The following is a 23,269-nucleotide window of genomic DNA, read 5'->3' on the forward strand; positions in this document are numbered from 1 at the left end:
AAAAATTTCTGGAAAGCCTGATTGCTAAACTGTCAACAACACAATTATTCCAGCTAAGTATACATGAACCAATCTGCGAAAAGTTACTCACCGCTCCAAGTAGCCTTGATTGGTGGAGCGATCGCCACAACTGCTACCATGTCTGTGTTCGGCCCCGCTTGGACTCGTGGTGTCCGTGCTGCTCTAGCCCTACAAGACAGCCCAAAAGTGATAGTTGACCAAGTTTGGCAACTGGTAAATCATGAATATGTTGATGGTAAATTTAATCAACAAGATTGGCAAGCAACCAGGCAAAGCCTGTTGAGCAAAGACTACTCTTCTCGCGAAGAAGCATACACTGCCATCCGCGAAGCTTTACAAAAGTTGGGAGATCCTTACACTCGGTTCATGGACCCCCAACAATTTGAAGCTCTGACTAGCCAAACATCTGGGGAAGTCTCTGGTATTGGCGTTCGGATGGAAGTGAACGAAAAAACTCAGCGGCTCACCGTTGTCGAAGCCATAGAAAATTCTCCGGCGCTGAAAGCTGGGATCAAAGCAGGCGATGAAATTTTGGCAATTGACGGCAAATCCACTCTCAAAATGAAAGTGGATGATGCTTCTAAGCTAATACGTGGCAAAGCGGGTACTCCCATCAAGATACGGGTGGGACGCGCAGGCCAAAATGCCTTTGATTTGAAGCTGACAAGGGCAAGTATTGAAGTCCCAACAGTACGCTATACCCTCAGACAAGAAGGGAACCGCCGCGTTGGCTATATCCGTTTGCGAGAATTTAGCGCCCACGCCGCAGACCAAATGCAACGAGCCATCCGCGATTTGAACACTAAGAAAGTTGATTCTTATGTCTTAGATTTGCGGGGAAATCCTGGCGGTTTGTTGCAGGCGAGCATTGAAATTGCTCGGATGTGGTATGATAACGGCGGAATTGTCAAGACAATAGACCGTGTGGGCAGCAGTGAGGAAACTAAAGCCAATCGTACTGCTTTGACAAATCGTCCTTTGGCGGTCTTAGTGGATGGTAATTCAGCTAGTGCTAGTGAAATCCTTACAGGGGCGCTCAAGGATAATAAGCGGGCGGTAGTTGTAGGTGGTCAAACCTTTGGCAAAGCCTTAGTCCAGTCAGTTCATGAACTCGCAGATGGTTCCGGCTTGGCTGTCACCATTGCCCATTACTACACCCCGGCGGGAACGGATATTAACCATAAAGGAATTACACCAGATATCAAGCTAGACTTGACAGAGGCACAAGAGCGTCAATTGGCTTCTAATCCAAATTTAATCGGAACTAAGAGCGATCCCCAATATGCTCGAGCGATCGCAATTCTATCAAATAACAACTTTGCCCAGCCGCCAGCAAATCAACCGACTCGACCCATGAGCCGCGCTGGTGACTTGAAATTTTAGGTGAGTTATTTGTTACCAGGTATTTACATATTCCCAAATCCAGATTTTTGGAGTTATGGAAACTGCTTGATATTACCGTTCCAAGATTTTGATTTGGGAATACTAGCTAGTAATCCCATCTCCAAAATCTCAGATTTATGAATCATCAGCCAGTTGATGCAACCACCGCCACCAGCTTTTTACCAATGGTGTCGGTGGTTGTTCCTATTTATAACGGTGAGGCAGATTTACCAGAGTTAATCAATTGTCTGTTGTCTCAAACTTACCCAAAAGACCGCGTAGAATACTTGTTGGTAGACAATAACAGTAGCGATCGCACTCTCACCATCCTGAAAACATCTGCCGAAAATTGCCCAATTACAATTCGCCCCTTGAGCGAAACCCAAATTCAAAGCTCTTACGCTGCTCGTAATACCGGGATTCGCGCCGCTACGGGTGAAATTATCGTTTTTACCGATGCAGATTGTCGCCCACAACCGCAATGGTTAAACGCACTAATTCAGCCTTTTGTCAACAAAGAAGTGATAATTGTTGCTGGTGAAATTTTGGCACTACCAGGCACAACTCTGCTAGAACAACACGCAGACCGTCAAGAAACTTTATCGCAAAAGCATACCCTTAACCATTCCTTTCGTCCCTATGGTCAAACAGCTAATTTAGCGATTCGACGCATTGCCTTAGAAAAAGTAGGTTTATTTCGTCCCTATTTGACTACTGGTGGTGATGCCGATATTTGTTGGCGGATTTTGGGGGAAAACATCGGGCGTTTGGAATTTGCCCCAAATGCGATCGTTCAGCACCGCCACCGCGCTACACTTCAAGAACTGCAAAGTCAATGGCGGCGTTATGGACGTTCAAATCGCTATCTGCACGAACTGCACGGTGTAGATTTAATGCGAGAGATGACACCCAAAGAATACGGCTATCGCTTGGCACGTTGGTTATTGAAAGAAGTACCAAGAGATATTAAAAAGGCGTTGGCGAAGCCCAAAGCAGGCATCGCTAGTCAAGCCACCCTTGTAGATTTATTAAATACTCCCATTGGTTTGTTCACAGCTAGGGCGCGTACTGCTGGACAAAGAGACGCCAAGCTACCAGAGAATGCCAAGATAATTGCTCGACTGTAAGTAAGAAAAAGGGCATTGCTGATTAGATGTATAAATCTTGCTGTAGAGACGTTGCAATTCCTAGTCTCTACAAAGGTTTTGAAATCATGCAAAATCATTTTCATAGCTGAATTCAGTGACGCTTAAGCAAAAATGCTCTTGTAAGTCCAGAAGCATTGACTGAGACCCTTATTCTTTCTTTAGCTCACAAAAGCGAATGTATCTTAAGAAGTATTTTCAAAAGCAGGTAAAGCAAATATGCTGTTATTGATGAACTTTTAACGTTGTATTTAAAAAAATAAAAATTTCAGTAGGTAGGGCTTGTTGCCACTTAGCACTTTGGTCGTTATTAGACAAGCTTGTGGCACTAAATAGAACTAGAAGTTGATTAAGGCTACACAAATTTGATTGCTTCCTCATTATTGAGAGAGAAGTTAGTAAATCAAAAAACCCAGTTCTGTCATATTTATTTATAGAGTGTCCGCTCTTTCAAGTAACCTTCTCTCCTTGCCTGCTCAATAGCGTCTGAATTATTGAAGAAAGCATGGGGTTTGCTTTCCCTGCTCTCTTCATTCACAGTTACGCTTCATAGTTTTGTGAGTTGAGCAACATGAAAGTGGATGGATTTAATCAACAGATAGATAAATTGTGCTCACAGATACAGGGACTATTAAAATGCTATGGAACTAAGCTGAACTCACAACAGGAGATGATAACAGAGGCTTTCGAGAAACTTAACACCACAATGGAACAACTATTGACAGCTTCCGAGGAGTTAAAGGTAACACGAGCGGCAGTAGAGAAAGAGCGCCAGCGTTACCAAGACTTGTTCGAGTTTGCTCCAGATGGTTACTTGGTAACTGATACCAACGGGATAATCCAAGAGGCTAACCATGTAGCAGCAACTTTGCTCGGCGTCCAACAAAAATATTTAATAGGTAAACCATTAATTCTTTTTATTGCTCAACAAGACCGCCAGTCCTTTAACTCTCAAATAAACAATTTGCAGGAGATAATGAACTGGGAAATTCACCTACAGCCACGGAGAGGAACGCTTTTCCCTGCTAGTGTGAAAGCGTCTGTAGTATACGATATTGAGGGGAAGCACCTTGGCTGGCGTTGGCTACTGTGCAACATCAGTGAACGCAAACAAGCTGAAGAAAAGTTGCACCGAGCTTACAGTGAGTTAGAAATACGGGTGGCGGAACGGACAGCGGAACTGGTAGAAGCAAATCAAAAATTGCTAAATGAAATTACAGAACGTAAAAGAGTCGAGTCACAACTACTGCACCTTGCTTTTCACGATGCATTGACGGGTCTGGCAAACCGCGTTGCATTTATGAACCGCCTAAAACATGCGATAAATTATTCAAAACGGCATTCAGATTATCTATATGCTGTGCTATTTCTCGACCTAGATCGGTTTAAGGTGATCAATGACAGTCTTGGACACCTAAATGGAGACCAATTGCTGCTTGCTATTGCAAGTAGACTAGAAATATGTGTACGCTCCATAGATACAGCGGCACGGCTTGGGGGAGACGAATTTACAATCTTGCTTGAGGGAATCCAGGATGTGTCAGACGCCATCAAAGTTGCTGAACGGATTCAGAAGGAACTGGCATTACCTTTTAAGCTTGACGGACAAGAAGTCTTCATCACGGCAAGTATTGGCATCGCGTTGAGTTCGACAGTAGACTATCAACACCCAGAAGAACTGTTGAGAGATGCAGATACAGCAATGTACCGAGCCAAGGTGCTAGGCAGAGCGCGTTATGAGTTATTCAACTCAGATATGTATGCTGATGCTCTAGCGAGATTACAGTTAGAGACTGATTTGCGCCGAGCAATTGAACGCAAAGAATTTCGGGTTTATTACCAACCGATTGTTTCACTCACTAGTGGCTCTATTATAGGTTTTGAGGCTCTATTGCGCTGGCAGCACCCAGAGCGTGGTCTGCTTAATCCAGCAGATTTTATTCCCCTAGCAGAGGAAACTGGACTAATTTTCTCCATTGGCAAATGGGCTTTGCATGAAGCCTGCCGCCAGATGCAAGTTTGGCGGGTATGTCATCGTTCTAAATTACTAGAGAAAATTAGTGTTAATCTCACCGTCAAGCAATTTTCTCAGCCGGATTTGATAGAGCAGATTGAGCAAATTTTGTACTCAACTGGCCTTGATGCTGGCACTCTAATCCTAGAGATTACTGAAAACGCAATTGTGGAAAATGGTGATAAGGTAACTGCCGCAATCTTACAACTTCGAGAGATGGGCATTGAGTTATCAATTGATGACTTTGGTACAGGCTACTCCTCATTAGGTGGTCTTTATAACTTTCCGATTAGTGTGTTGAAAATTGACCGTTCTTTTATCAGCCTGATGGGCACTAATAGTAAGAATTTAGAAATTATTGAGATAATTGTCACCTTGGCACACAAGCTAGGTGTGGATGTGCTTGCCGAAGGGGTAGAGACAAAAGAGCAACTATTACTTGTAAGAAAGTTAAACTGTCAATATGGCCAGGGGCATTTTTTCTCAGTTCCATTAAATAGCTCGGCAGCAGAGGCATTAATTATGGAAAATCCTCAATGGTAAGAGTGATTTAAAATCCTGAGCATAGTTTTGTCTAGCCTACGCGCCATCAAAATTTGGCATATAGCTACTGGAGACTGCCTTACTTATAGCCGTAGCCAGATATGTTAGGACAATGTTGATTGCCAAAAGCCTTGATTTAACTGGGTTTCTACTCAGCACTCAGCACTCAGCACTCAGCACTCAGCACTCAGCACTTTGCTATATATTGTCGCTCAGTCTGAGCCATGACGAGCAAACTCTCCTCAGCGGAAGCCAAGATAAAGCTATCAACTATTGGGATCTTACTACAAGGGAATGTTGGACAACTTTGCGGCCAGCCCGTCCCTATAAAGGCACGCTCGTTAATGCAGCGACAGAGTTGACGGAGGCACAGATGTGAACTTTAAAAGCTTTAGAGGCGGTAGAGGTAAATTCAAGTTGCTCAATGCCTACCAACTTTCGCTAAATTGGAAAAAGGAAAACTCAAGGGAATTTTAAATGTCAGCACAATTGTTACTGGTGGATGATGAACCAGGGATACGGGAAGCCGTGAAAGACTATTTGCAAGAGAGCGGTTTCAGCGTTCAAGTCGCCAGTAACGCCCTTGAAGGTTGGGAATGGATGCAGCTGAATACACCTGACTTAGTGATTTCCGATGTGATGATGCCTCAAGTGGATGGCTATCAGTTCCTGAAGCAACTACGGGAAGACCCCCGTTTCCAAGCACTCCCGGTAGTATTTTTAACTGCTAAAGGGATGACAGGCGATCGCATTCAAGGCTATCACGCTGGTGTTGATGCCTATCTACCCAAACCTTTCGATCCAGACGAGTTAGTGGCTATAGTCGAAAATTTGCTAGCCCGCCGCGCCGCTAAGGCTGCAAGTACGGGAGATGACGCTGAAACCCCCGATTTTGCTGAACTAGCCAATCAGATTGCCCAAATTAAAGCATTGTTAACTCAAAGAAATGCTATTTCCCAATCGCCAGCCCCTTTTAAAATTGATTTGACTCCCAGAGAACAAAGTGTTTTAAATTTGGTCGCAGAAGGGTTGATGAACAAAGAAATCGCCCGTCGTTTAGAAACCAGCGTTCGCAATGTCGAAAAATACGTCAGCCGTTTATTTAGTAAAACCGGCACCAATAGCCGTACAGAGTTAGTTCGTTTTGCTCTAGAACATGGTCTTGCTAAATAAGGGTTGGGAATTGGGCATTGGGCATTGGGCATGGGACAGAAGAGGCAGAGGAGCAGGGAGAAGGGTGCACAGGAGAGAAATTTTCCCCCTGCTCCCTGCTCTCTGCTTCCCCATCTCCCTCATCTCCCTCATCTCCCCCTACTTCCCTACTCCTGGGTAATCGGTAGTAGGTAACTGGCTGCTAAACCATGACCTATTACCAGTAATAGATAAAACATAAGTATTTCAGCAAATCAGGCACTTAGTTTAAGCAAAAAACTAAAAGAAAGGTTATTTATTTTTACTTTAATCTTTTAGGTTTTCATTAGATTTGCGCCTGCTGTCCAATTCCCCATCTGTAAAGACACAGGGTTTTATTATTCTGCAATGTTTTGATAAAAACTCGGTAAAATGCACCCGGCTGAATTTGCTTTTAGATTCTACCAGTACCCTTTGCTACAAAGTTTTTAATAGCGAAAACTGTTCCTGGGACTTTGTGCTGCTAAATAAGACTTTCACAAAGTAGAAATCAAAATATTTTATGAAATCTACTGACTGCTTAGTTTTTATGGCAACGGGGGTATAGGATCAACATTTGATTTGATGCCCAATTCACGTTTTTCACTAATCAAATTACACCTTTAGGTTGGAGAATTTTCCGCGACATTACGCAAGCGCATTAGCTGACGCCGCATTTGAGGCGAGGCTTTAAACTCGGACACTTCCTGGGCTTTAACAGACGCTTGTAGCGTTTCGAGAAAGTCATCAGAACCTTCGGTTAAAGCATCAAGTAGCACCTGTAAAAGTTGCTCGCGATCGCTCAATAGACTCTTTTCCTCAATCAACCGGAATTTGAGATGTATTTCACACTCATAAATACCTACTTCGAGATTATTTATCTGGCGTGGTAATGCTTTGGAGTTCATAGCTTATTGAGATTCCTTTACTTGGTTGTTATGAGGGTAAGGAGGTAGATGTCCAGCAAAAATTCTTTATATCCCTTTTGAATCCAAAGTGCTTGAATTAAGAATTTTTCTTCATCAATCACCTTTGTATTCTATTTCACTCTCCTATGGTGTATTTTCAAGCTAGATTTTCAGTGTCTAGATTTTGACGTTTCTGTGCCAGATGTAGCTTATGGTAAGCCATAACTATTATTCAGTTTTTAAGATTCTACACAATAAAGTTTCTGTAAGAAGTTGCTCAACCTTTTTAAAGGTTTTTACATCAACTTTATGTGAACGTCAATAACAGTTTGACTTGTTACTCTAATTTTAGTGTTTCTACGTAAGTAAAACCGCTTATTTTTTTGGAGTTTATTAAAGCCAGCGGTCGATGTAGCGCTATTGCGTGAAATTACTTGATGTACGTTTTTTGCGATAGAAAATTCAGGAGAAATTGATCAGCATAATTATTAATGTCAAAACTTTTGTTCTCCAGAAAAAAATGTACACAGAACAAATTATTCTTCCCAAGTGCTTATCCATACTGTCTTCTGGGCTTAGTCGAGTAGAAAAATCTTAGCAGTAGGTCAGATTAGTACACCAAATGAAAATACTCAACCCATTAATTTTTACAGAAAAATAATTTGACTACTGTCAGTACTAGCAGTTAAATATATCTTCAACTCATAACAGAAGTAACAAACTCATCAGTAAAGGTGATATTTTTACTTATGCCCATTCAATATACCCTTTTGAAACTGCATTCAAAGCTTTAAAATTAAGAGCATTCAAGCTCGAATATTAACGTCTACAATAATTTCAGTGTAATCCACGCAAATCTTACACCTTTTTATGGATAACCCGATGCTGCTCAAGTCCACAACCCGGCATATCCGCATTTTTGCAGGTGAAATTGACCGGGATGGCGATTTAGTTCCTAGTCAACAAGTCTTAACCTTAGATGTTGACCCAGATAACGAATTTAATTGGAATGAAGATGCACTGCAAAAAATTTATCGAAAATTTGATGAACTAGTAGAAGCATCTAGTGGCGCAGACCTCACAGACTATAACTTGCGGCGTGTGGGCTCAGACTTAGAGCATTATCTGCGATCGCTTCTGCAACTCGGCGAAGTCAGCTACAATCTTTCTGCCCGTGTTACTAACTACAGCATGGGCGTCCCTCAAGTTGCCATTGACGACAAACAATAAGCCAATGAGTTGGTAGTGGGCTGCCTGAACCCTTCTGTACAAAGAGTGCTGAGTTAAAAGTGTCTCGGCTGAGAGTGGAAAAATTCATAATTCTACTTCTTAACTCAGCACTGGCTAACCCCCACTGCCACTAACAGCAGTCCGAAAGAGATTTTTAGAGTCACCAAAACAGTGCCTCGGCTTAGAGTAAAAAGAGTAAAATTAATTGCATTTTAAGCCGAGGCACTACTGAATGCATCAATCGGGTACTTTTGCCAAAATTAATATTTGCTATTCTTAATTCTTAAATTAAAGTTAATTCTTGCTATCCTACTTATAAACTAAATAAATACCAACATTCTCTGCCTGTTAATGATGGGGTAATTTAGCAAAAACAAATCGCGCAGTTATGCTTGGGTTATGCTGTGGTGACAGGGTTGGAGTTAGTTGCTTTGGCGATGGAAAGTCACAGGGCAATAGAAGCTATGATTAGGCTGTAGGGTTGAGTTAGGAGCGTATTTTTTGGCTTGGAAAAGTATTAGTACCTGCTGATATCCGCCAGCTAAAATCATTATCTAAAGTCTGAGTATGTCAAGTTTAAGAAAGATGAGCGGTCTAGATTGTCCCTACTAATGCTATTAAAGAAATTGCCAATCGCTGATCGGTGCGAAAACTATGGAAAATGACGCGGCAACGCTCTACTGTCCAAACGAAAATTGTCAGGCTGCCAACCCCCTGACTCACAAGTTTTGCCAGCGATGTTCCACGCCCTTACCCAAAAATTATCTCTGGGCTGCGGTAGATAGCCCAAGTGTGGGTAGCCCTGGAGAAATATTAGCCGATCGCTATTTAATCCTTGATAAATTTGTTCTTTTAGATACGAAACCTGGTTTATTAGCGCTAACGCCTGAGTTAGATAATTTGCAGCCTCTAAAAGCCTACCTGAGACTGATTCCCTACCGTTTACACGTACCGCAGGTATATGGAGTGCTTTTTGTTGCTGACGGGTCTTCCCACCGAGAAATATTACTCTTAGAAAAACCGCCACTATTATTAATAGATGACACTATCCAACAAGTACATTTGGGCAGCGAGTTAACCACCGCTTGGCGTCATGCAACATCAATGCGCCAACTAAATTGGTTATGGCAAATAGCTCATCTGTGGCAACCTCTGGTAAGTGAAGGTGTCGCTTCTAGCTTACTTGACTCTTATGTATTACGGGTAGAAGGATCGTTAGTACGTTTGTTAGAATTGCGTTTTGACAGCGCCACATCACCAGAATTGCCGCAATTAGGTGAATTTTGGCAGCAGTTGGTCAGATATGCCAAACCAGCGATCGCGGAATTTGTTGATCGCCTTAGCCTTGCTTTAATTCAGAGAGAGATTAATTCAACCGATCAATTAATCGGAGTTTTAGATCGGGGACTGGCTGGGTTAGGGCGATCGCAAACACCCACGATCCAAATTATCACCAAAACCGACACCGGGCCAAGTCGCCAACGTAATGAAGATGCCTGTAGCCCCCCCAGTGGAACTCTGGTGAGCAAACCACCCCAGCCAACAGCCTTAGCAATTGTCTGTGATGGCATCGGTGGACATGAAGGCGGCAATGTCGCCTCAAATTTAGCCATTGAAACGATCCAGCATCAGGTACAGCAACTAACAAAGGTTCCTTACGACCACATAGACCCCTCACTGCTGCTGAATGACCTAGATAAGGCAGTGGCAATGGCCAATGATAAAATCAGTCAGCGCAATGACGGTGAAAATCGCCAAGGGCGTCAACGCATGGGCACGACTTTAGTCATGGCATTGCCTGTTGCTCATGAAATGTATATTACTCACGTCGGCGATAGTCGTGCCTACTGGATTACACGCCACGGCTGTTATCAAGTTACCCTCGATGATGATGTCGCCTCCCGCGAAGTGCGACTCGGTTATGCCATTTACCGCGAGGCAGTGCAACAGAGTGCGGCTGGTTCTCTTGTCCAAGCTTTGGGGATGGGGTCTAGCACTTCATTGCATCCCACATCGGGACGATTTATGCTCGATGAAGATGCTGTTTTTCTGCTCACATCCGATGGTTTGAGTGACTTTGATCGGGTGGAGGAGTACTGGGAAACAGAAATTTTGCCGATTTTAGCTGGGGAAGCAAATATAGCAACTGTTGCCGATAGATTAGTCGAAATTGCTAATACTAAAAATGGACACGATAATGTCACCGTCGCTTTGGTTCACTATCAAGTCCAATATTGGGAACCAGAAATCACCATCCAAGCAGTGATTCCCCAGAGTTATTCTGCCAAAACTGTTGATTTAGCATCCAAGGCGACAGATGCGACACTTTTAGGTAGCCCAAACCACAAGACTCAGGTGATTCCAGACACTGAGCCGGCTATTACTCGTCAATTCCCCCTACAGTGGATAGTTCCATTATTATTTGTGGTAGCAGCAGGTTTTTTAGGATTGTTCGTCAAGCAACTGCGATCGCCATCAGGGGCCTCTCCAATTTTTTCCAATCCATTACAAACTCAAAACCCTGCCAACCCTGCCATTGAAGCGACACCCGCACCGCGATCACTAGCTAATCTTTCTCCTGGTTGGGTAATTAAAACCAATAATGACATCTCCTTGGGAAACAACCAATCACTCCCCAGTGGGACTTTTTTAGAAGTTATTGAGAAAAAATCAGATCCAAATCCTGCTTCTGGCATTTTTTGGTGTCTATGCGAGTCTGTGCCAATAATAAAAATACACAAACTCCAGCTAATACTAATAACCCAGCTGTAACTACCTCAGTTCCACCAAATTCAAAACCTTTGCCAGCAACAGTATTGCTAAACTCCTCCCAAGTCAACCGTTTTGGCGTTGTTTTACAATCAGACGCACCCAATCCATGTAGAACTGTCACGCAACCGCCACTTACCGAACCATCTGACACCAGTCCAACTTAATCAAATACTCGATAAACTGGTAAAAACCTGGAATAATAACAGGTAACAATCAGAGTAAAAAACTTACAAGGTCAAAAAAGTAGAAAATTTTCACCTTGGACAATTGTTATTTGAAATTATTTTTTTTAGCTTTTAGTTTAATGAATCCATGCAATCCCTGAATTTGGCGATCGCCCGTCTCGTAAATACTGGCACTGACAACTTCGCGATTTGGGTAGTCAAGGCTCCGTATCCCAGTGGCTACGTTTTACGTGACTGTGTATGGCCTGTTGAACTGACTCAAGTCTGGCAAGAATGGCAGGAAATGTTTGCTGGTCATGGTCGCCTAGATATTTCTCCAAACTCAACATCTCAAAAGGCCAACCCATTGCCTATAGATTGGATTTCATCCCCTTCAGGTCAAACTACTGGTCCCTACAGCAGTCGTTTGATGCAACATTTGGGAATGAATTTATGGCACTGGGTATTCGACGGGCAAATTCTTGGTAGTCTAGAACGCAGTCACGGTATGGCTATGGGTGAGCATACACGTTTGCGCTTTCAACTAGAAATTCGCGACCCGGATCTGATCGCTTTCCCTTGGGAAATTATGCAGCGCAAGCCTGGTCAATCAGCGATGTCTCTGTCGCCAGATTTGCTATTTAGTCGTACCACCACTGAAGTTGACGCGTTACCGTATTTGCGAACTGACCAAGCTTTAAGTATTCTGCTGGTTGTAGGTCATGATGACAAGCTACAACTAGAACAAGAAGCCGCTATCTTACAGCAAGCTCTTGCAGATACGCCTGGTAATGCCCAAAGATATGCACCTTGTATAGTGAATCAACTGATTCAACCAACTCCACAACAGTTGATTGATGAATTAGAAACCAAAGAATACAATGTTTTCTTTTACGCTGGACATGGTTTGCCAGACCCAGACGGAGGGTTACTGTTTTTGCGACCAGATATGCCCCTCAATGGCATAGAATTGGCGCAAGTATTGACTCGTACAGGTGTGAAACTAGCAGTTTTCAACGCTTGTTGGGGCGCACAACCAGCTGCGATCAATCATCAAGCTATCCCTGCCAGCAGTTTAGCAGAAGTATTGATTCGTCATGGTGTACCCGCGGTTTTGGGGATGCGCGATGAAATCGCTGACCACGAAAGCCACAGTTTTATTCAAGCCTTTACCGAAGCTTTGCGATCGCACAAGCCAATTGATGAAGCCGTAGCACAGGCTAGGCAAGAGTTGTTAACACTGTATAAATTTAATCAACCTGCTTGGACTTTGCCTGTTCTCTATCTGCATCCAGATTTTAATGGCGAACTCATTAAGAATCTGGATGAAGGTATTACGGAACTACCAGATACAGCTATTCCTGATGTAGGTTCCTCACTTCCGATTGCTTCTTTGCGATCGCTCACTCCAAAAGGTAAAACCTGGTTACTGCGTTATGGAGTTACCCGCATCGGCCGCACGAGAGACAATGATATCGTCATCCCCGAACCATCTGTATCCAAACGCCACGCCGAAATCTTCTGCCGCAACACTCTTACTGATGCTACGCTGATGCGAACTTATTACTTGCAAGATTTTTCCACCTACGGGACAACCTGGTTTTTAGGCCCTAATGGCTGGCAACAAATCCTCCGAGAGGAAGTCCCTTTGAAATCGGGAATGCAGTTAAAGTTTGGAAGTGCTAGAGGTGAAACCTGGGAGTTTGTGATTGAAGACTCCTAGCAAAGCTATTGCGTAAATCAATTTGAGTCTTTAGCATCAGCTTTTAAAATCTGTTTTTTTTGGAGAAAAAATCAGCAGTTTTTGCGGAAATCTCCTCTTAGAACTTGTAGCTGTCAATACCACCAAATAATCATCAGGTAAGAAAATATGGCTCATAAAATTAACGGCTCAGACACTTTCTCTTCTTTGCCATCTCAAGTAGATTTAGAGTTTTTAGAAGCGTTACTAGAACCAGAGGATGCTAACTATCCCTGGAATCCAGGTGATGATCAATCAGAAGCTTATTTTCAGGAACTAGAACAACAGTTCGGAATGGAAGATTTGCAGGGCGTTGAACTAATGAGGCGATCGCAAGATTTTTACGAACATCTAGATACACTTTGGTCTAGTATTACTCCTACACCTGACCATAATGATAACCGACAACAGGCAGTAGTATTTAACCTTCAACAAACATTATGTACTAATTTTTCTGCCTGTGTGCCCCAAATATTGCTCAACACCATCGCCACCAAAGCTGCTGAGATATTTGCGGCTCGCCAATTAATCAGCGAGCAACTGGTTGAGTGCGTTCAGGCAGTACTACCAACTTGGGGAACAGAGGATCTGATCGTTTTAGCTCGTCCTTTTGCTTACGCTATGCGAAGTAGCGAATCGCAAAACGCGGTATCTGCACTCAGTAATCTTCAAAATAGCGAGTGGACAGCTTTATCAGAAGTAGAGAAAGCAAAGGTTAGTTTAGCGATCGCTTCTTATGCTTTTACTGAACTTAACAAGTCTCAACCTGAACTATAAATGGTGAATGGGAACTAGGGAGTAGGGAATCAGAAAAGTTTTCATTACACGTTGTGTTCGTGTAACCTGCGCTTTGCGTTCACTTTATTCAGAGGTGTCTTTTGCAAAGATGTTGGTTTCCCCTACGCAAAGATATAGAGTCGAAAATCAAGACTTTTGCAAAAAGAAGTTTAATGATTTTTATTTATGTAAGTATATTTACCCCATAATAAGTTAACAATACGCTGATTTTCAAATTAGGCCATCTATCCCAAGAGGTAAATACTCAAGCATTGAGCATTGCTTATTCTCCCCTATCTCCCCTATCTCCCCTGCTCCTCTATTTTGGGCCAAGAAATCGGGTAGCAAAATTTTGCGATCGCGTCGGTGACAGCGCCCGTGCCTTGAGAATTGCCGCCATCAAAAAGGCGTAAGATAACACTCCAACAACTACCAACAGCAAGGCATTGATTGACCCTGTAGCATTCCAGAGAGCGTGGAGCGCAGAGGCACTCAGATAACCAATAGACAGAATTTGCCAACTTCTACTAGGTTTGAGGACAGCCAAGCCGATAAAATAACCCAGGTAGCCACTATAAGCCATGTGTCCGGCTACAGAGCCTAAAATTCGCGGAATTAATAGTTGTAAACCTGCCAGTTGACCAGCAGCCCCTATACCCACCTGTTGCGTGACATTTTGAGTGATATCAGGCACATACTGACCGAGGGTTTCCAAGAGAGTGAAGCCAACGGCAGAAGCAGTTCCCAGGAGAATACCATCTAGAGGTTCCCAGATGCCGATGCGTTCTCGCCAAGGTGAAGACAACATTCTACCGATGGCAAAAGCCCCTAGTACAGGTAATGCCTTGAGTAATTCTTCCATCAACCCAGCGCCAAAAAACATCCGCACCAGTAATTCTGTGAAGGTAATAGATTCTTGGGGCGTGGGCAAGCTTCCAGGCAGGATGCCGCGAAATACAAAGATAAATAGATCCAACAGCGGACTGAGCAAAATCAGGATTGTACCCAATGACGTAGCCATTAGCACCCACCAAGGCTTCTGTTTGCCGCAAAGTTGGTAAACAAAATAGTAGGCAGCAAAGGCGATATAACTTGCTACAATCACTTGATTAGCTTGGGGGCGACCGACTGTAGCGAACATCAGCACCACAAAAATTACGGTCAGTATTCCCGGTACGAGGTAAGCTTTACTAGTTAAATCTTTACCAGTGGAAATAATCGGAAAAAGCTGGGTGAAGCTAACAGAATCTGGCTGCTTTAATTGCGTGTGGTTGTGGTAGTTTGTCGCCGAAGGCAGTGGTGTAACTTGGTTCACTGTCGTCGCCGGAGTCAGTGAGGTATACTCATACTCAAAAATGTATTGCGGCCCATCAGCACCTAGAGAAATGCGATCGCCTGGGTGCAATTCCTGACATTCATACAAGCGTTGTCCATTCAAATAAGTGCCATTAGCACTATTCAAGTCACAAAGCACCCAGCTAAATTTGCTATCTGGGGATAGAGAGAGGGGACGAACCACTGCATGACGACGAGATACCATTCGGTACATCATGGCATCCAAGACAACTTGGCAGCTGGGGTCGCGTCCAATTACCATCTCTTTACTGGGGGGCAGCAAGTAGCGAGATTCTGCTCCCAAAGCTGCCCCATTACCAGACACTAGCCGCAGAAATGCATTATGTCTTGCGTTTTTGCCTGTCATCGATAAGAAGTGCGTTTCTAAACTAATTCTTCACATAATTTGGCAGCAGGACTAACCTTAGCCACATTAGCAGCAGCATTGCTAAATCCACTATAGCTTCACTTACTGCTAAGAAATTTAAAATTATTGATGCAAAATTTCAAATTGTTTCGCCTCATGTAAAGAAGTATTCCATCTGCTGAGAGTTTGTCCTAAAACTGGCTTGTTAAGCGGATAAATCCGATTGTCTCAATGCTGTACTTTTGACATCCTAGCTGCAAATTTAATCCACCGCAATTTATTAAAAAATAGTATTTTTTACTGCATTTAGTTCCATTTCAAAAATATATAATTTTCAGTTGTATGTTGTGAGCCAGTACGGTTTTCTCCTAAAGAGAGAGGCTATCACCTTTCCTGCTGTACGAGATGCTACGCGAACGGAACGCTACGCGAACGCATCCCGTCTCATAGAAAAGCGGTAGTGACGTGGGAGCGTCACCTGAAAGGTCAGTTGTTTTTGCTACTAATAATTGACTAAGCTCTTTTGGAGTAGGGAGTAGGGGAAGAAACTGTTATAAAGATTGAATCAAAAAATATCCGGTATCTTGCCTCAAACAACTGTAGCTAGTTCTGGATGTTCAATCTTAGTTCCAAGTACTGTGAGGAATTCTGCTAGCCAATGCGGGTGAGCAGGCCAAGCTGGTGCTGTCACCAAGTTACCATCAACTATTGCTCGATCAACAGAGATATCAACATAGATCCCTCTAGCACCCTTGATATCTGGGCTACAAGCAGGGTAACCAGTACATCTCTTACCTTGCAGTACATCAGCAGCTGCCAATATCTGCAAGCCGTGGCAAATGGCAGCAATCGGTTTATTCGTTTGGGCAAAATGACGGGTGATTTCTAGCACCTGCTAATTCAAGCGGATATATTCTGGTGCTCGTCCTCCAGGAATGACTAAGGCATCGTAGGTTGCAGCTTCTACTTCTGCAAACGTAGCATTTAAAGTAAAATTGTGTCCTGGTTTTTCACTGTAAGTCTGGTCTCCTTCAAAGTCGTGAACTGCTGTCCGCACCAGATCGCCAGCTTTTTTGTCAGGGCAAACTGCATGGACAGTGTGTCCTACCATTTGCAACGCCTGAAAAGGAACCATCACTTCATAGTCTTCTACATAATCGCCAACAAGCATCAAAAGTTTCTTTGCAGCCATATTTTGTTACCCTCATCTTTTGTCAATAGTTGTTTATAGTGGTTGCCAGGTGCGTGACGTGAAGTAGATATTGAAATCACTCTGGCAATTCATGGAGAGGAGAGATAAAGCTGTGCTTTATGCAGGTGAGGTACAGCTTAACCCCACTTTTATTGGAAAACGCTATATAAAGTAAATATTAGTTTAGAGTCAGCTATTTTAGACGTTAGCATCCCGATGAATTTTTGATACATTACAACACATTTAGTTTTGTAATGTCATTAGACTCTCTTATAACGAAGACGAAACATGTTCAAACCAGTAATCAACAAGATAGTGGGAGATAATCCGACAAATACATACAAAATTTTGGTAGGTAATCCACCAAAAACACCATAATGCAGGGGTGTTGAATAGTTGGACAAACGACCTAATAAGGACTTTGTTTTAGTTCCATCAACAACTTGTAAAATTTTACCCGTATATTGATCGATATGCACCTCACTATCCCAGGATTGCGTTCGTGGAGAAACCATCCGAAAGTCGTAGGTTCCTGCTTGTGATTTGCTAGGCACGTTGATACTAAATATGAAAAAGTTCGGTAAGGCGGCTTCAGCTTTTTGCACGATCGCATCTAAAAGAAAAGGCTTTTGATCTGGAGTCGGAGTAGAAGCAGTAGTGGGAGAGTCTACTGTCTGAGGTGTTTGAGGCGTAAAAATGCTAGCAACGGCATCAACAGGCATAAAAATGATCTCAAGAGTGGAACCAAAAAGTGGGAAATTCCACCAAGCACCTGTCCCCACAGGCAAAAGCAACACTACACCTAAAATGATGCCAACCACTTTATGAATATCAAAGTTCAGTCGTTTGGCATGAGCATCAAGTTTGATTTTGAATCCGCTACTGAGTTTTCTCCATCCCGGCCAAAGAACGATCCCCGTTACACTCAGAATCACCATTAACGTAGCCGCAACCCCAAGGATGTAGACACCCGCATCACCCATCAGTAAGGCAACGTGAAGCTCATACACTTTGCCGAAGAATTCGCTGCCAAACCAGGAGGGATTTTGGGCTAAAAGCTTACCTGTGTAGGGATCTACCAAAAAATCGCCGATGATTGCAGGTACATCGGGTTTTGGTGTTGAATCAAAGTAAAGTCCGTAAGGAAGAATCTGATCGATCTGAAAATCGGGATCGTTGGTATGGGCGGCTTTTACCCTGTCCACTAACACTGATAAAGGTAGGCGATTCTCTTGCAGAGACACTGCGTGAACGCCCTGGGGTATCACTGTTCCATACTTATGAGCGAGGGCGAAATTATCGATATCGCGCATAAACACCAGTAGGCTACCCGTTAAGCCAGCAATGATTGCGATTAAGCCAAGCACTAAACCCAGATAGCGATGCAGATTGAAAATCAGATTGCGGAATTTTTTAGATTTGCTCATGGTTAAAACTTATCCTGACTCAAAACGAGCGAGTGACCAAGGGGCATACCCAATATCGACAGGTTAATGTCATCATGATTAAAGTGGATTCAGCCGCAGAAATTGAGAGAATTAAAACCGCACTTTGAGTGACCCCCGAATTGTAAAAGGCGCACCAAAAGTAATATCTTGAGGACCGCGCGAATTGACGATATATTCCGAATCAAACAAGTTTTCAAAGTTGAGTGCAGCCTCCCAGTTGTCGCGTCGGTAAAACAGAGCCGCATCAAGTCGAGTATAGGCAGGTATCTTGTAATCCGGGTAATCCTGCAAAAGAAATTCACCACCAGGGCGCTCATCGACAAAATATACGCCTAACCCAAAGCCTAAGCCTTGCAAATCGCCGCTTTGAATTCGATAAGTTGTCCACAAATTAGCAGAATTATGTGGCGTAAATATTACCGGACTGCCCACTTCATAATTATTATCTTTAGTGATAATCGCATCAATGTAAGAATACCCTGCTGTCACATCCCAACCCGGTAAAATTTCACCCGCCACAGTGAAGTCAATACCGCGACTGCGCTGTTCTCCAACCTGAATACTAAAGTCCTCGTCCACCTGATTCAGGGGATCGGGTGTCAACACGTTGGCTTTTGTGATTTGGTAAGCTGCTAAAACTGCTGAGAGTTTACCATCTAGAAAATCAGCCTTGATGCCCGCTTCATATTGAGTACCGCGCTGTGGAGCAAAAGCTTCACCCGTTCTCGAACGACCACCTGTATCGTCAGTGTCAAGGGAACGGCTGTAGTTGGCGTAGAGTGAAAGAGGCTTGATCGGTTGATAAACAATTCCAATACGGGGACTAAATGTCTCTGAGTAGTTTATACCAACAGTACCTCCAACATAGTCACTCGCCTTGACTGTTACCCAATCAAATCGTCCAGCTACTACTAGGATGAGGTTATCGAGAAACTTAATCTGATCTTGCAGAAAAACCCCATACGCGTCAGTGTTGTATTGTTGATTATAGTCAGAAGTGTGGGGTGTATCAGCGGATGGTCGTGCGATATCATAGTCCGGGTTGGAAATGTCCAGCGATGGCAAGGATATACCGAAACCCACAAATCTTTGCCTATTAAGTTTTGTATCAACGCCAAACAGAGCTTGATGGCTGATTGATCCAGTATTAAAGTTTGCTAGCAGCCCGGTTTGCGTCGTATAGGTTTCATACACGTATCTATCGTTACCGAATGTCCTGTCAATAAATTGATCGTCAGACAAGACACCATAGTTAATTCCTCTTATATGTCCAACAGGTCCTGAGCTGAAGGATAGCACATTGCGAAGCTGAAGATTTTTATTGAACCGATGCTCAAAGTTATAGCCTCCTTGCACTGTTCTATTGTCAGTGTGACCATCATCAGGAAAATCATAATTAGGATCTCGTCCCAAAAATGAACCATTCAACGCTCGTACTCCAGTAGAATCTGAGGGTTGATTGAGGTATTCAAAGTTGAGGGTGAGCTTTGTATCATCGCTGATATCCCAGGCAATGGTCGGTGCAATAAAGTAGTTCTGAGAACTCGAAAAGTTTTGCGAGTCTTCAGCATCTTGGAGCGCAATGTTCAGGCGATAGCGCAGATTTCTGTTTGAAGTCAGTGGACCTGAAAGATCGGCTGTCCCCCGATAGAAACTATCGCTGCCGACATTCAAGCCCAACTCATAGAATGGCTCAAATAGCGGTTGTTTGGTCGTAATGTTAATGATGCCTCCGAGTCCGCCTGCTCCGAACAAAACTGCTGCTGGCCCGCGCAGCACTTCAACCTGTTCAACGTTAGAAAAATCTGCCGCACCTGACAAACCACCATTGACTGTTTGTTGTGCGTTGAAGCCGCGAATTGTAATATTGCCAAAGTTCTGTTGAACACCGCTAAGGTTCTCCAAAGCACTGTTAATATCAGTAATATTACGGTCTTTAATTACCTGTTGCGGCACAATTTGAATGGTATTGGGAATATCTCGCAAGGGCGTATCGGTACGCGTTCCCACGCTCGTTTGCGAGGGGTTGTAGCCCTGATCTTGTTCACCCGTTACCACAAGTTCAATTGGTTCATTGCTTTCTGGCGATGGTTGATTTGGCTGTGTTTGATTCCCTGGTTGCTCTTGTGGCTGAGTCGGTTGCGTTTGAGGTTGCTGTGCTCTAGATGCAGCAGTTGCCACAGAGAAGATAATACCATCATCTGGACTGTCAAACAACTCAACAATTGGTACACCTATTTCCCCTGTCACACTCACGCGGATAGTATTAGCATCAAAGTTTATTACCGTTATCTCACTAACACCTGCAATTGGTTTAGTAGAGCGAAATGTGAATGCCTCGCCACTAAGTAAACGCAGTTGAGCGTTAGGAATATCAGCAATAAAGTTATTGCCATTCGAGCGATTGATTACTTGCAATTGTTGCCCTTTCAATGTTTGTAAAATCACCTCCACGCCTTTATTGGTAGGATTTGCCTTCACTGAAGTCACTTGTACAACTTCGCCTTGCTGGCTTTGGGGTGGCGGGTTCTGCTGTTCTATCTGAGCGAACCATTCTTTGACCGTTCTCGCTGTCCGGTCTAGTTCTTGCACGCTATGAATTGCAGTTACTTGCTTTGCCTGAGTTGGTTGTATAACCACAGCAATAAAAAAACAGGAAATAAACAGCGATCGCCACAGTTTCATAACTCCACCCACTCAACCGAATTTTCAAAACACAGTCAATCACTTGAGAATTATTTTTAGATAACTCTGTTTCATTGAGAATACAGAAATTTGAGCGAGCGCATATATATGGAAACGGGATTTTTTTAAGCGGAATCGGGATGTCCTTTTTGCTACAAGCTTTTGTGATGACGATATTCTCTGGGAGTCATGCCAAATTTTCGCTTAAACAGATAGCCGAAATGACCTATGCTCTCGTACCCTACTTGAGAAGCAATTTCTGCAACTGTGAGCTTAGTGCCTCGAAGTAGCTGTTGTGCTTGCTCTAGTCGTAAAGATTGCACATATTCCAACACCGTAGTCCCAAACACTTCTCGAAATCCCCGCTTGAGCTTAAAGTCATTGAGTCCGATTTCTTTGGCTAAATTTAGTAGAGAAGGTGGATGCGGCAGCCTTTGATTTAAAATAGTTTTGGCATGATGCAAACGTTCAATTTCATCAGCACGGAAATGAAGCGATCGCTGTAATACTTGATGATTTTCCCCCCACTGTGCAATTTGAAGTACCAGTAGTTCCAAAACTTTTGCTTCTAAATACATTAGTCTGAGTGTTTCTCGGAACGGACACTGCAATATTTGTTTCAGTAGTAATTGCATTGTCGGCGTGGTCACTCCTAACGGCTGATGGAAGCGCTGTTTCATCGGATTTTCTTTTAACTGTTCGAGCAAAGCAGGCAAATCTTCAAAACTGCTTTGGAAACTAGAAAGTAAATCAGCATTCCAATAAATTTTGATATTTTGATCTTGTTGGTTCGCAGTAAAATGCTCAAACTCTTGAACATCAGGTAAGCAAAACAAGTAGTTGTAACCTGCAACTTCTTCATAATCATCACTGACTTCTGGCACATTTGGTGTAACAGTTCTTACACCACCAGATAGAGAAAACTTAGATGTAAGCTCAGGCAAATTATCGTGTTTCTGCTTCATAATCACTGCCTCAGAATACTCATTCTCACAGATTGATAGCCCAAGGTTATGGCGAAGAGAAGTCCAGCAATGGCTGCTTTGACCAAACCAAGTAGACAATTGTGCTTTTCCCTCATAGTCATTAAACAACTGCACATCTTTGCAAAATTCCCCAAAGTCTTCTGTCCCAGTTAGGCGAATAGTCATGGTGATACTCTCAACTACTTATTGAGAATAGTATCTATTAGCAGAGAGAGCGATGTCTACGACAAGCCCTCCGGGTTCAGCAGTTTCAACTCGACGGGAACCGCCAGACGCTCGCGGACTCGCTAACGCTACGCTATCGCTCTTAGCGTCTCCCCTTGGGAGAAGACTTGAACTGCTTCACCGCTAAGAGTGTCTACGCAACAGTTTCATCACTCCACACACCTAATCGTATTTTTTAAAACAAAACTGATTACTTGAGACTTAGTTTATATAACTCTATTTATGAGAATAATCATCTTTCTGCTTGTGTTTGCGATACCACCACATTACAAAGCCAGTGATGAACAAAATTAACGGAGCCAGACCAACAAAGATGTAGAGAATACGGGTAGGTAAGCCGCCGAAAGTACCATAGTGCAGTGGCTCGAAGGAGTTGAAAATCTTGTCGCCTAACGATGCCTTTAACGAATTATCAACTCGTAAAACCTGACCGCTGTATCGATCCAGATAGACATTGCTCATGCCGTATTCCTGTCGCTCTTGGGGTAGCTTCATCCGCAATCGCAAAGGAGCTCTCGGATCTGTCGTTAAGTCAATGCTCCGCAATGCTCCGTTGGGTAGGGCAAGTTGAGCCGTTTTCATCTGCTGGCTGAGTGGTAGAGGAGATTGATTTGCGTTCGCCTGCGAAACAAGTTCAGGCAGAGGTGGGCTGAAGGTAATGGTACGAATCACTGGGTCAACATAGCCCAAATTCCAAGCAAATCCAGTGAAAAAGGTGAACAGTAAAAATATAGCGCTAGTAATGCCAAATACCTTATGTAGATCGAAGTTAAGGCGCTTGGGGTGGGCATTCCATTTAATTTTGAAGCCTGCTGTCAGCTTGCGCCAACCAGGCCACAAGATAATTCCCGCGATCGCAACGATGCACATCACCAAACCCACAACACCGAGAATCTGTGAACCCAGATCGCCTAATTTCAACGAGGTGTGGAGTTGATAAACAATCTGGAGAAAGTGCTGTACGGCATTGGGATGCAGACTGTTGCCCAGAATTACCCCTGTATAGGGGTTGACGTAAACTTCCACCCAATCGTTGCCCGGAATTGAGATGACGACCTGAAGGGGTGACAAAGAAGCTAAAAAGCAGATTGGATAAGGAACATAGCACGCAGACCCTTCTGAAAATAGGGTAATTTATTGGGCTTTAAACGCATAAGCTCATG

The 23,269-nt window shown here is 43.4% G+C and carries 17 protein-coding genes and 1 pseudogene; 11 read left to right on the plus strand and 7 right to left on the minus strand.

The annotated features are described in order from the left end of the window. The first annotated feature begins 63 nt into the window (after positions 1 to 63). From ctpB to HWQ58_RS09375, 5 genes are all read left to right on the plus strand, one after another. On the plus strand, positions 64 to 1,404 hold the full coding sequence (ctpB, locus tag HWQ58_RS09355) for a carboxyl-terminal processing protease CtpB (RefSeq protein ID WP_104908831.1): 1,341 nt from the start codon (positions 64 to 66) through the stop codon (positions 1,402 to 1,404). A 137-nt stretch (positions 1,405 to 1,541) separates the two neighbouring features. Then, on the plus strand, positions 1,542 to 2,531 hold the full coding sequence (locus tag HWQ58_RS09360) for a glycosyltransferase (protein WP_292860768.1): 990 nt from the start codon (positions 1,542 to 1,544) through the stop codon (positions 2,529 to 2,531). Between the two features lie 688 nt (positions 2,532 to 3,219). Beyond that, entirely contained in the window at positions 3,220 to 5,106 is a 1,887-nt protein-coding gene (locus tag HWQ58_RS09365; protein WP_292860770.1) for an EAL domain-containing protein, read from the plus strand. A gap of 112 nt (positions 5,107 to 5,218) precedes the next feature. Next, positions 5,219 to 5,485, plus strand: coding sequence for a hypothetical protein (locus HWQ58_RS09370; protein WP_292860773.1), 267 nt, complete (start codon positions 5,219 to 5,221; stop codon positions 5,483 to 5,485). Positions 5,486 to 5,583: 98 nt separating this feature from the next. Then, a complete protein-coding gene (locus HWQ58_RS09375; protein WP_292860775.1) occupies positions 5,584 to 6,279 on the plus strand; it encodes a response regulator transcription factor in 696 nt (231 codons plus the stop codon). Positions 6,280 to 6,899: 620 nt separating this feature from the next. On the opposite strand, the gene HWQ58_RS09380 is transcribed toward HWQ58_RS09375, so the two are convergent. Further along, the gene (locus HWQ58_RS09380) at positions 6,900 to 7,184 is read right to left on the minus strand and encodes an Npun_R1517 family heterocyst differentiation transcriptional regulator (protein ID WP_292860778.1); all 285 of its coding nucleotides are present in this window, start codon (positions 7,182 to 7,184) and stop codon (positions 6,900 to 6,902) included. Between the two features lie 870 nt (positions 7,185 to 8,054). Between HWQ58_RS09380 and HWQ58_RS09385 the strand changes: the two genes are divergently transcribed. The 5 genes from HWQ58_RS09385 (at position 8,055) to HWQ58_RS09405 (ending at position 13,868) form a co-directional block, all read left to right on the plus strand. Continuing rightward, positions 8,055 to 8,414 (plus strand): NAD(P)H-quinone oxidoreductase subunit M, encoded by a 360-nt coding sequence (locus HWQ58_RS09385; RefSeq protein WP_094350943.1) that lies wholly within the window; start codon positions 8,055 to 8,057, stop codon positions 8,412 to 8,414. A 654-nt stretch (positions 8,415 to 9,068) separates the two neighbouring features. Beyond that, positions 9,069 to 11,186 carry a protein phosphatase 2C domain-containing protein gene (locus HWQ58_RS09390; RefSeq protein ID WP_292860781.1) on the plus strand — a complete coding sequence of 706 codons (2,118 nt, stop codon included), beginning with the start codon at positions 9,069 to 9,071 and terminating at the stop codon, positions 11,184 to 11,186. Between the two features lie 29 nt (positions 11,187 to 11,215). Continuing rightward, positions 11,216 to 11,350 (plus strand): hypothetical protein, encoded by a 135-nt coding sequence (locus HWQ58_RS09395; protein ID WP_292860784.1) that lies wholly within the window; start codon positions 11,216 to 11,218, stop codon positions 11,348 to 11,350. A 148-nt stretch (positions 11,351 to 11,498) separates the two neighbouring features. Then, positions 11,499 to 13,073 (plus strand): CHAT domain-containing protein, encoded by a 1,575-nt coding sequence (locus HWQ58_RS09400; RefSeq protein ID WP_292860787.1) that lies wholly within the window; start codon positions 11,499 to 11,501, stop codon positions 13,071 to 13,073. Between the two features lie 147 nt (positions 13,074 to 13,220). Further along, a complete protein-coding gene (locus HWQ58_RS09405; protein WP_292860790.1) occupies positions 13,221 to 13,868 on the plus strand; it encodes a hypothetical protein in 648 nt (215 codons plus the stop codon). 319 nt (positions 13,869 to 14,187) lie between these two features. On the opposite strand, the gene HWQ58_RS09410 is transcribed toward HWQ58_RS09405, so the two are convergent. The 5 genes and pseudogenes from HWQ58_RS09410 to HWQ58_RS09430 all read right to left on the minus strand — a co-directional run bounded on the left by HWQ58_RS09410 (position 14,188) and on the right by HWQ58_RS09430 (position 22,046). Further along, a complete protein-coding gene (locus HWQ58_RS09410) occupies positions 14,188 to 15,570 on the minus strand; it encodes a PrsW family glutamic-type intramembrane protease (RefSeq protein ID WP_292860793.1) in 1,383 nt (460 codons plus the stop codon). Between the two features lie 589 nt (positions 15,571 to 16,159). Then, positions 16,160 to 16,762 (minus strand): annotated as a pseudogene (locus HWQ58_RS09415) (DJ-1/PfpI family protein). Between the two features lie 260 nt (positions 16,763 to 17,022). After that, entirely contained in the window at positions 17,023 to 18,189 is a 1,167-nt protein-coding gene (locus HWQ58_RS09420; protein WP_292860796.1) for a PepSY-associated TM helix domain-containing protein, read from the minus strand. A 111-nt stretch (positions 18,190 to 18,300) separates the two neighbouring features. After that, on the minus strand, positions 18,301 to 20,907 hold the full coding sequence (locus HWQ58_RS09425; protein ID WP_292860798.1) for a TonB-dependent siderophore receptor: 2,607 nt from the start codon (positions 20,905 to 20,907) through the stop codon (positions 18,301 to 18,303). 140 nt (positions 20,908 to 21,047) lie between these two features. Further along, positions 21,048 to 22,046 (minus strand): AraC family transcriptional regulator, encoded by a 999-nt coding sequence (locus tag HWQ58_RS09430; protein WP_292860800.1) that lies wholly within the window; start codon positions 22,044 to 22,046, stop codon positions 21,048 to 21,050. 52 nt (positions 22,047 to 22,098) lie between these two features. Between HWQ58_RS09430 and HWQ58_RS09435 the strand changes: the two genes are divergently transcribed. After that, positions 22,099 to 22,233: a hypothetical protein gene (locus HWQ58_RS09435; RefSeq protein ID WP_292860803.1), complete on the plus strand. Its 135-nt coding sequence runs from the start codon at positions 22,099 to 22,101 to the stop codon at positions 22,231 to 22,233. 89 nt (positions 22,234 to 22,322) lie between these two features. On the opposite strand, the gene HWQ58_RS09440 is transcribed toward HWQ58_RS09435, so the two are convergent. After that, positions 22,323 to 23,177: a PepSY-associated TM helix domain-containing protein gene (locus HWQ58_RS09440; protein WP_292860806.1), complete on the minus strand. Its 855-nt coding sequence runs from the start codon at positions 23,175 to 23,177 to the stop codon at positions 22,323 to 22,325. Positions 23,178 to 23,269: the final 92 nt, after the last annotated feature.

Origin of the sequence: Nostoc sp. LPT (assembly GCF_017115165.1) — a bacterium.
Taxonomy (GTDB): domain Bacteria; phylum Cyanobacteriota; class Cyanobacteriia; order Cyanobacteriales; family Nostocaceae; genus Nostoc.

Excerpts from the sequence above, each read along its gene's own strand:
- HWQ58_RS09420 (WP_292860796.1), bottom strand. The coding sequence starts at position 18,189 with ATGAGCAAATCTAAAAAATTCCGCAATCTGATTTTCAATCTGCATCGC.
- HWQ58_RS09365 (WP_292860770.1), top strand. The coding sequence starts at position 3,220 with ATGATAACAGAGGCTTTCGAGAAACTTAACACCACAATGGAACAACTA.
- HWQ58_RS09435 (WP_292860803.1), top strand. The coding sequence starts at position 22,099 with ATGTCTACGACAAGCCCTCCGGGTTCAGCAGTTTCAACTCGACGGGAA.
- HWQ58_RS09405 (WP_292860790.1), top strand. The coding sequence starts at position 13,221 with ATGGCTCATAAAATTAACGGCTCAGACACTTTCTCTTCTTTGCCATCT.
- HWQ58_RS09380 (WP_292860778.1), bottom strand. The coding sequence starts at position 7,184 with ATGAACTCCAAAGCATTACCACGCCAGATAAATAATCTCGAAGTAGGT.
- HWQ58_RS09385 (WP_094350943.1), top strand. The coding sequence starts at position 8,055 with ATGGATAACCCGATGCTGCTCAAGTCCACAACCCGGCATATCCGCATT.
- HWQ58_RS09370 (WP_292860773.1), top strand. The coding sequence starts at position 5,219 with ATGTTGATTGCCAAAAGCCTTGATTTAACTGGGTTTCTACTCAGCACT.
- HWQ58_RS09410 (WP_292860793.1), bottom strand. The coding sequence starts at position 15,570 with ATGACAGGCAAAAACGCAAGACATAATGCATTTCTGCGGCTAGTGTCT.
- HWQ58_RS09390 (WP_292860781.1), top strand. The coding sequence starts at position 9,069 with ATGGAAAATGACGCGGCAACGCTCTACTGTCCAAACGAAAATTGTCAG.
- HWQ58_RS09430 (WP_292860800.1), bottom strand. The coding sequence starts at position 22,046 with ATGACTATTCGCCTAACTGGGACAGAAGACTTTGGGGAATTTTGCAAA.
- HWQ58_RS09400 (WP_292860787.1), top strand. The coding sequence starts at position 11,499 with ATGCAATCCCTGAATTTGGCGATCGCCCGTCTCGTAAATACTGGCACT.
- HWQ58_RS09360 (WP_292860768.1), top strand. The coding sequence starts at position 1,542 with ATGAATCATCAGCCAGTTGATGCAACCACCGCCACCAGCTTTTTACCA.
- ctpB (WP_104908831.1), top strand. The coding sequence starts at position 64 with ATGAACCAATCTGCGAAAAGTTACTCACCGCTCCAAGTAGCCTTGATT.
- HWQ58_RS09375 (WP_292860775.1), top strand. The coding sequence starts at position 5,584 with ATGTCAGCACAATTGTTACTGGTGGATGATGAACCAGGGATACGGGAA.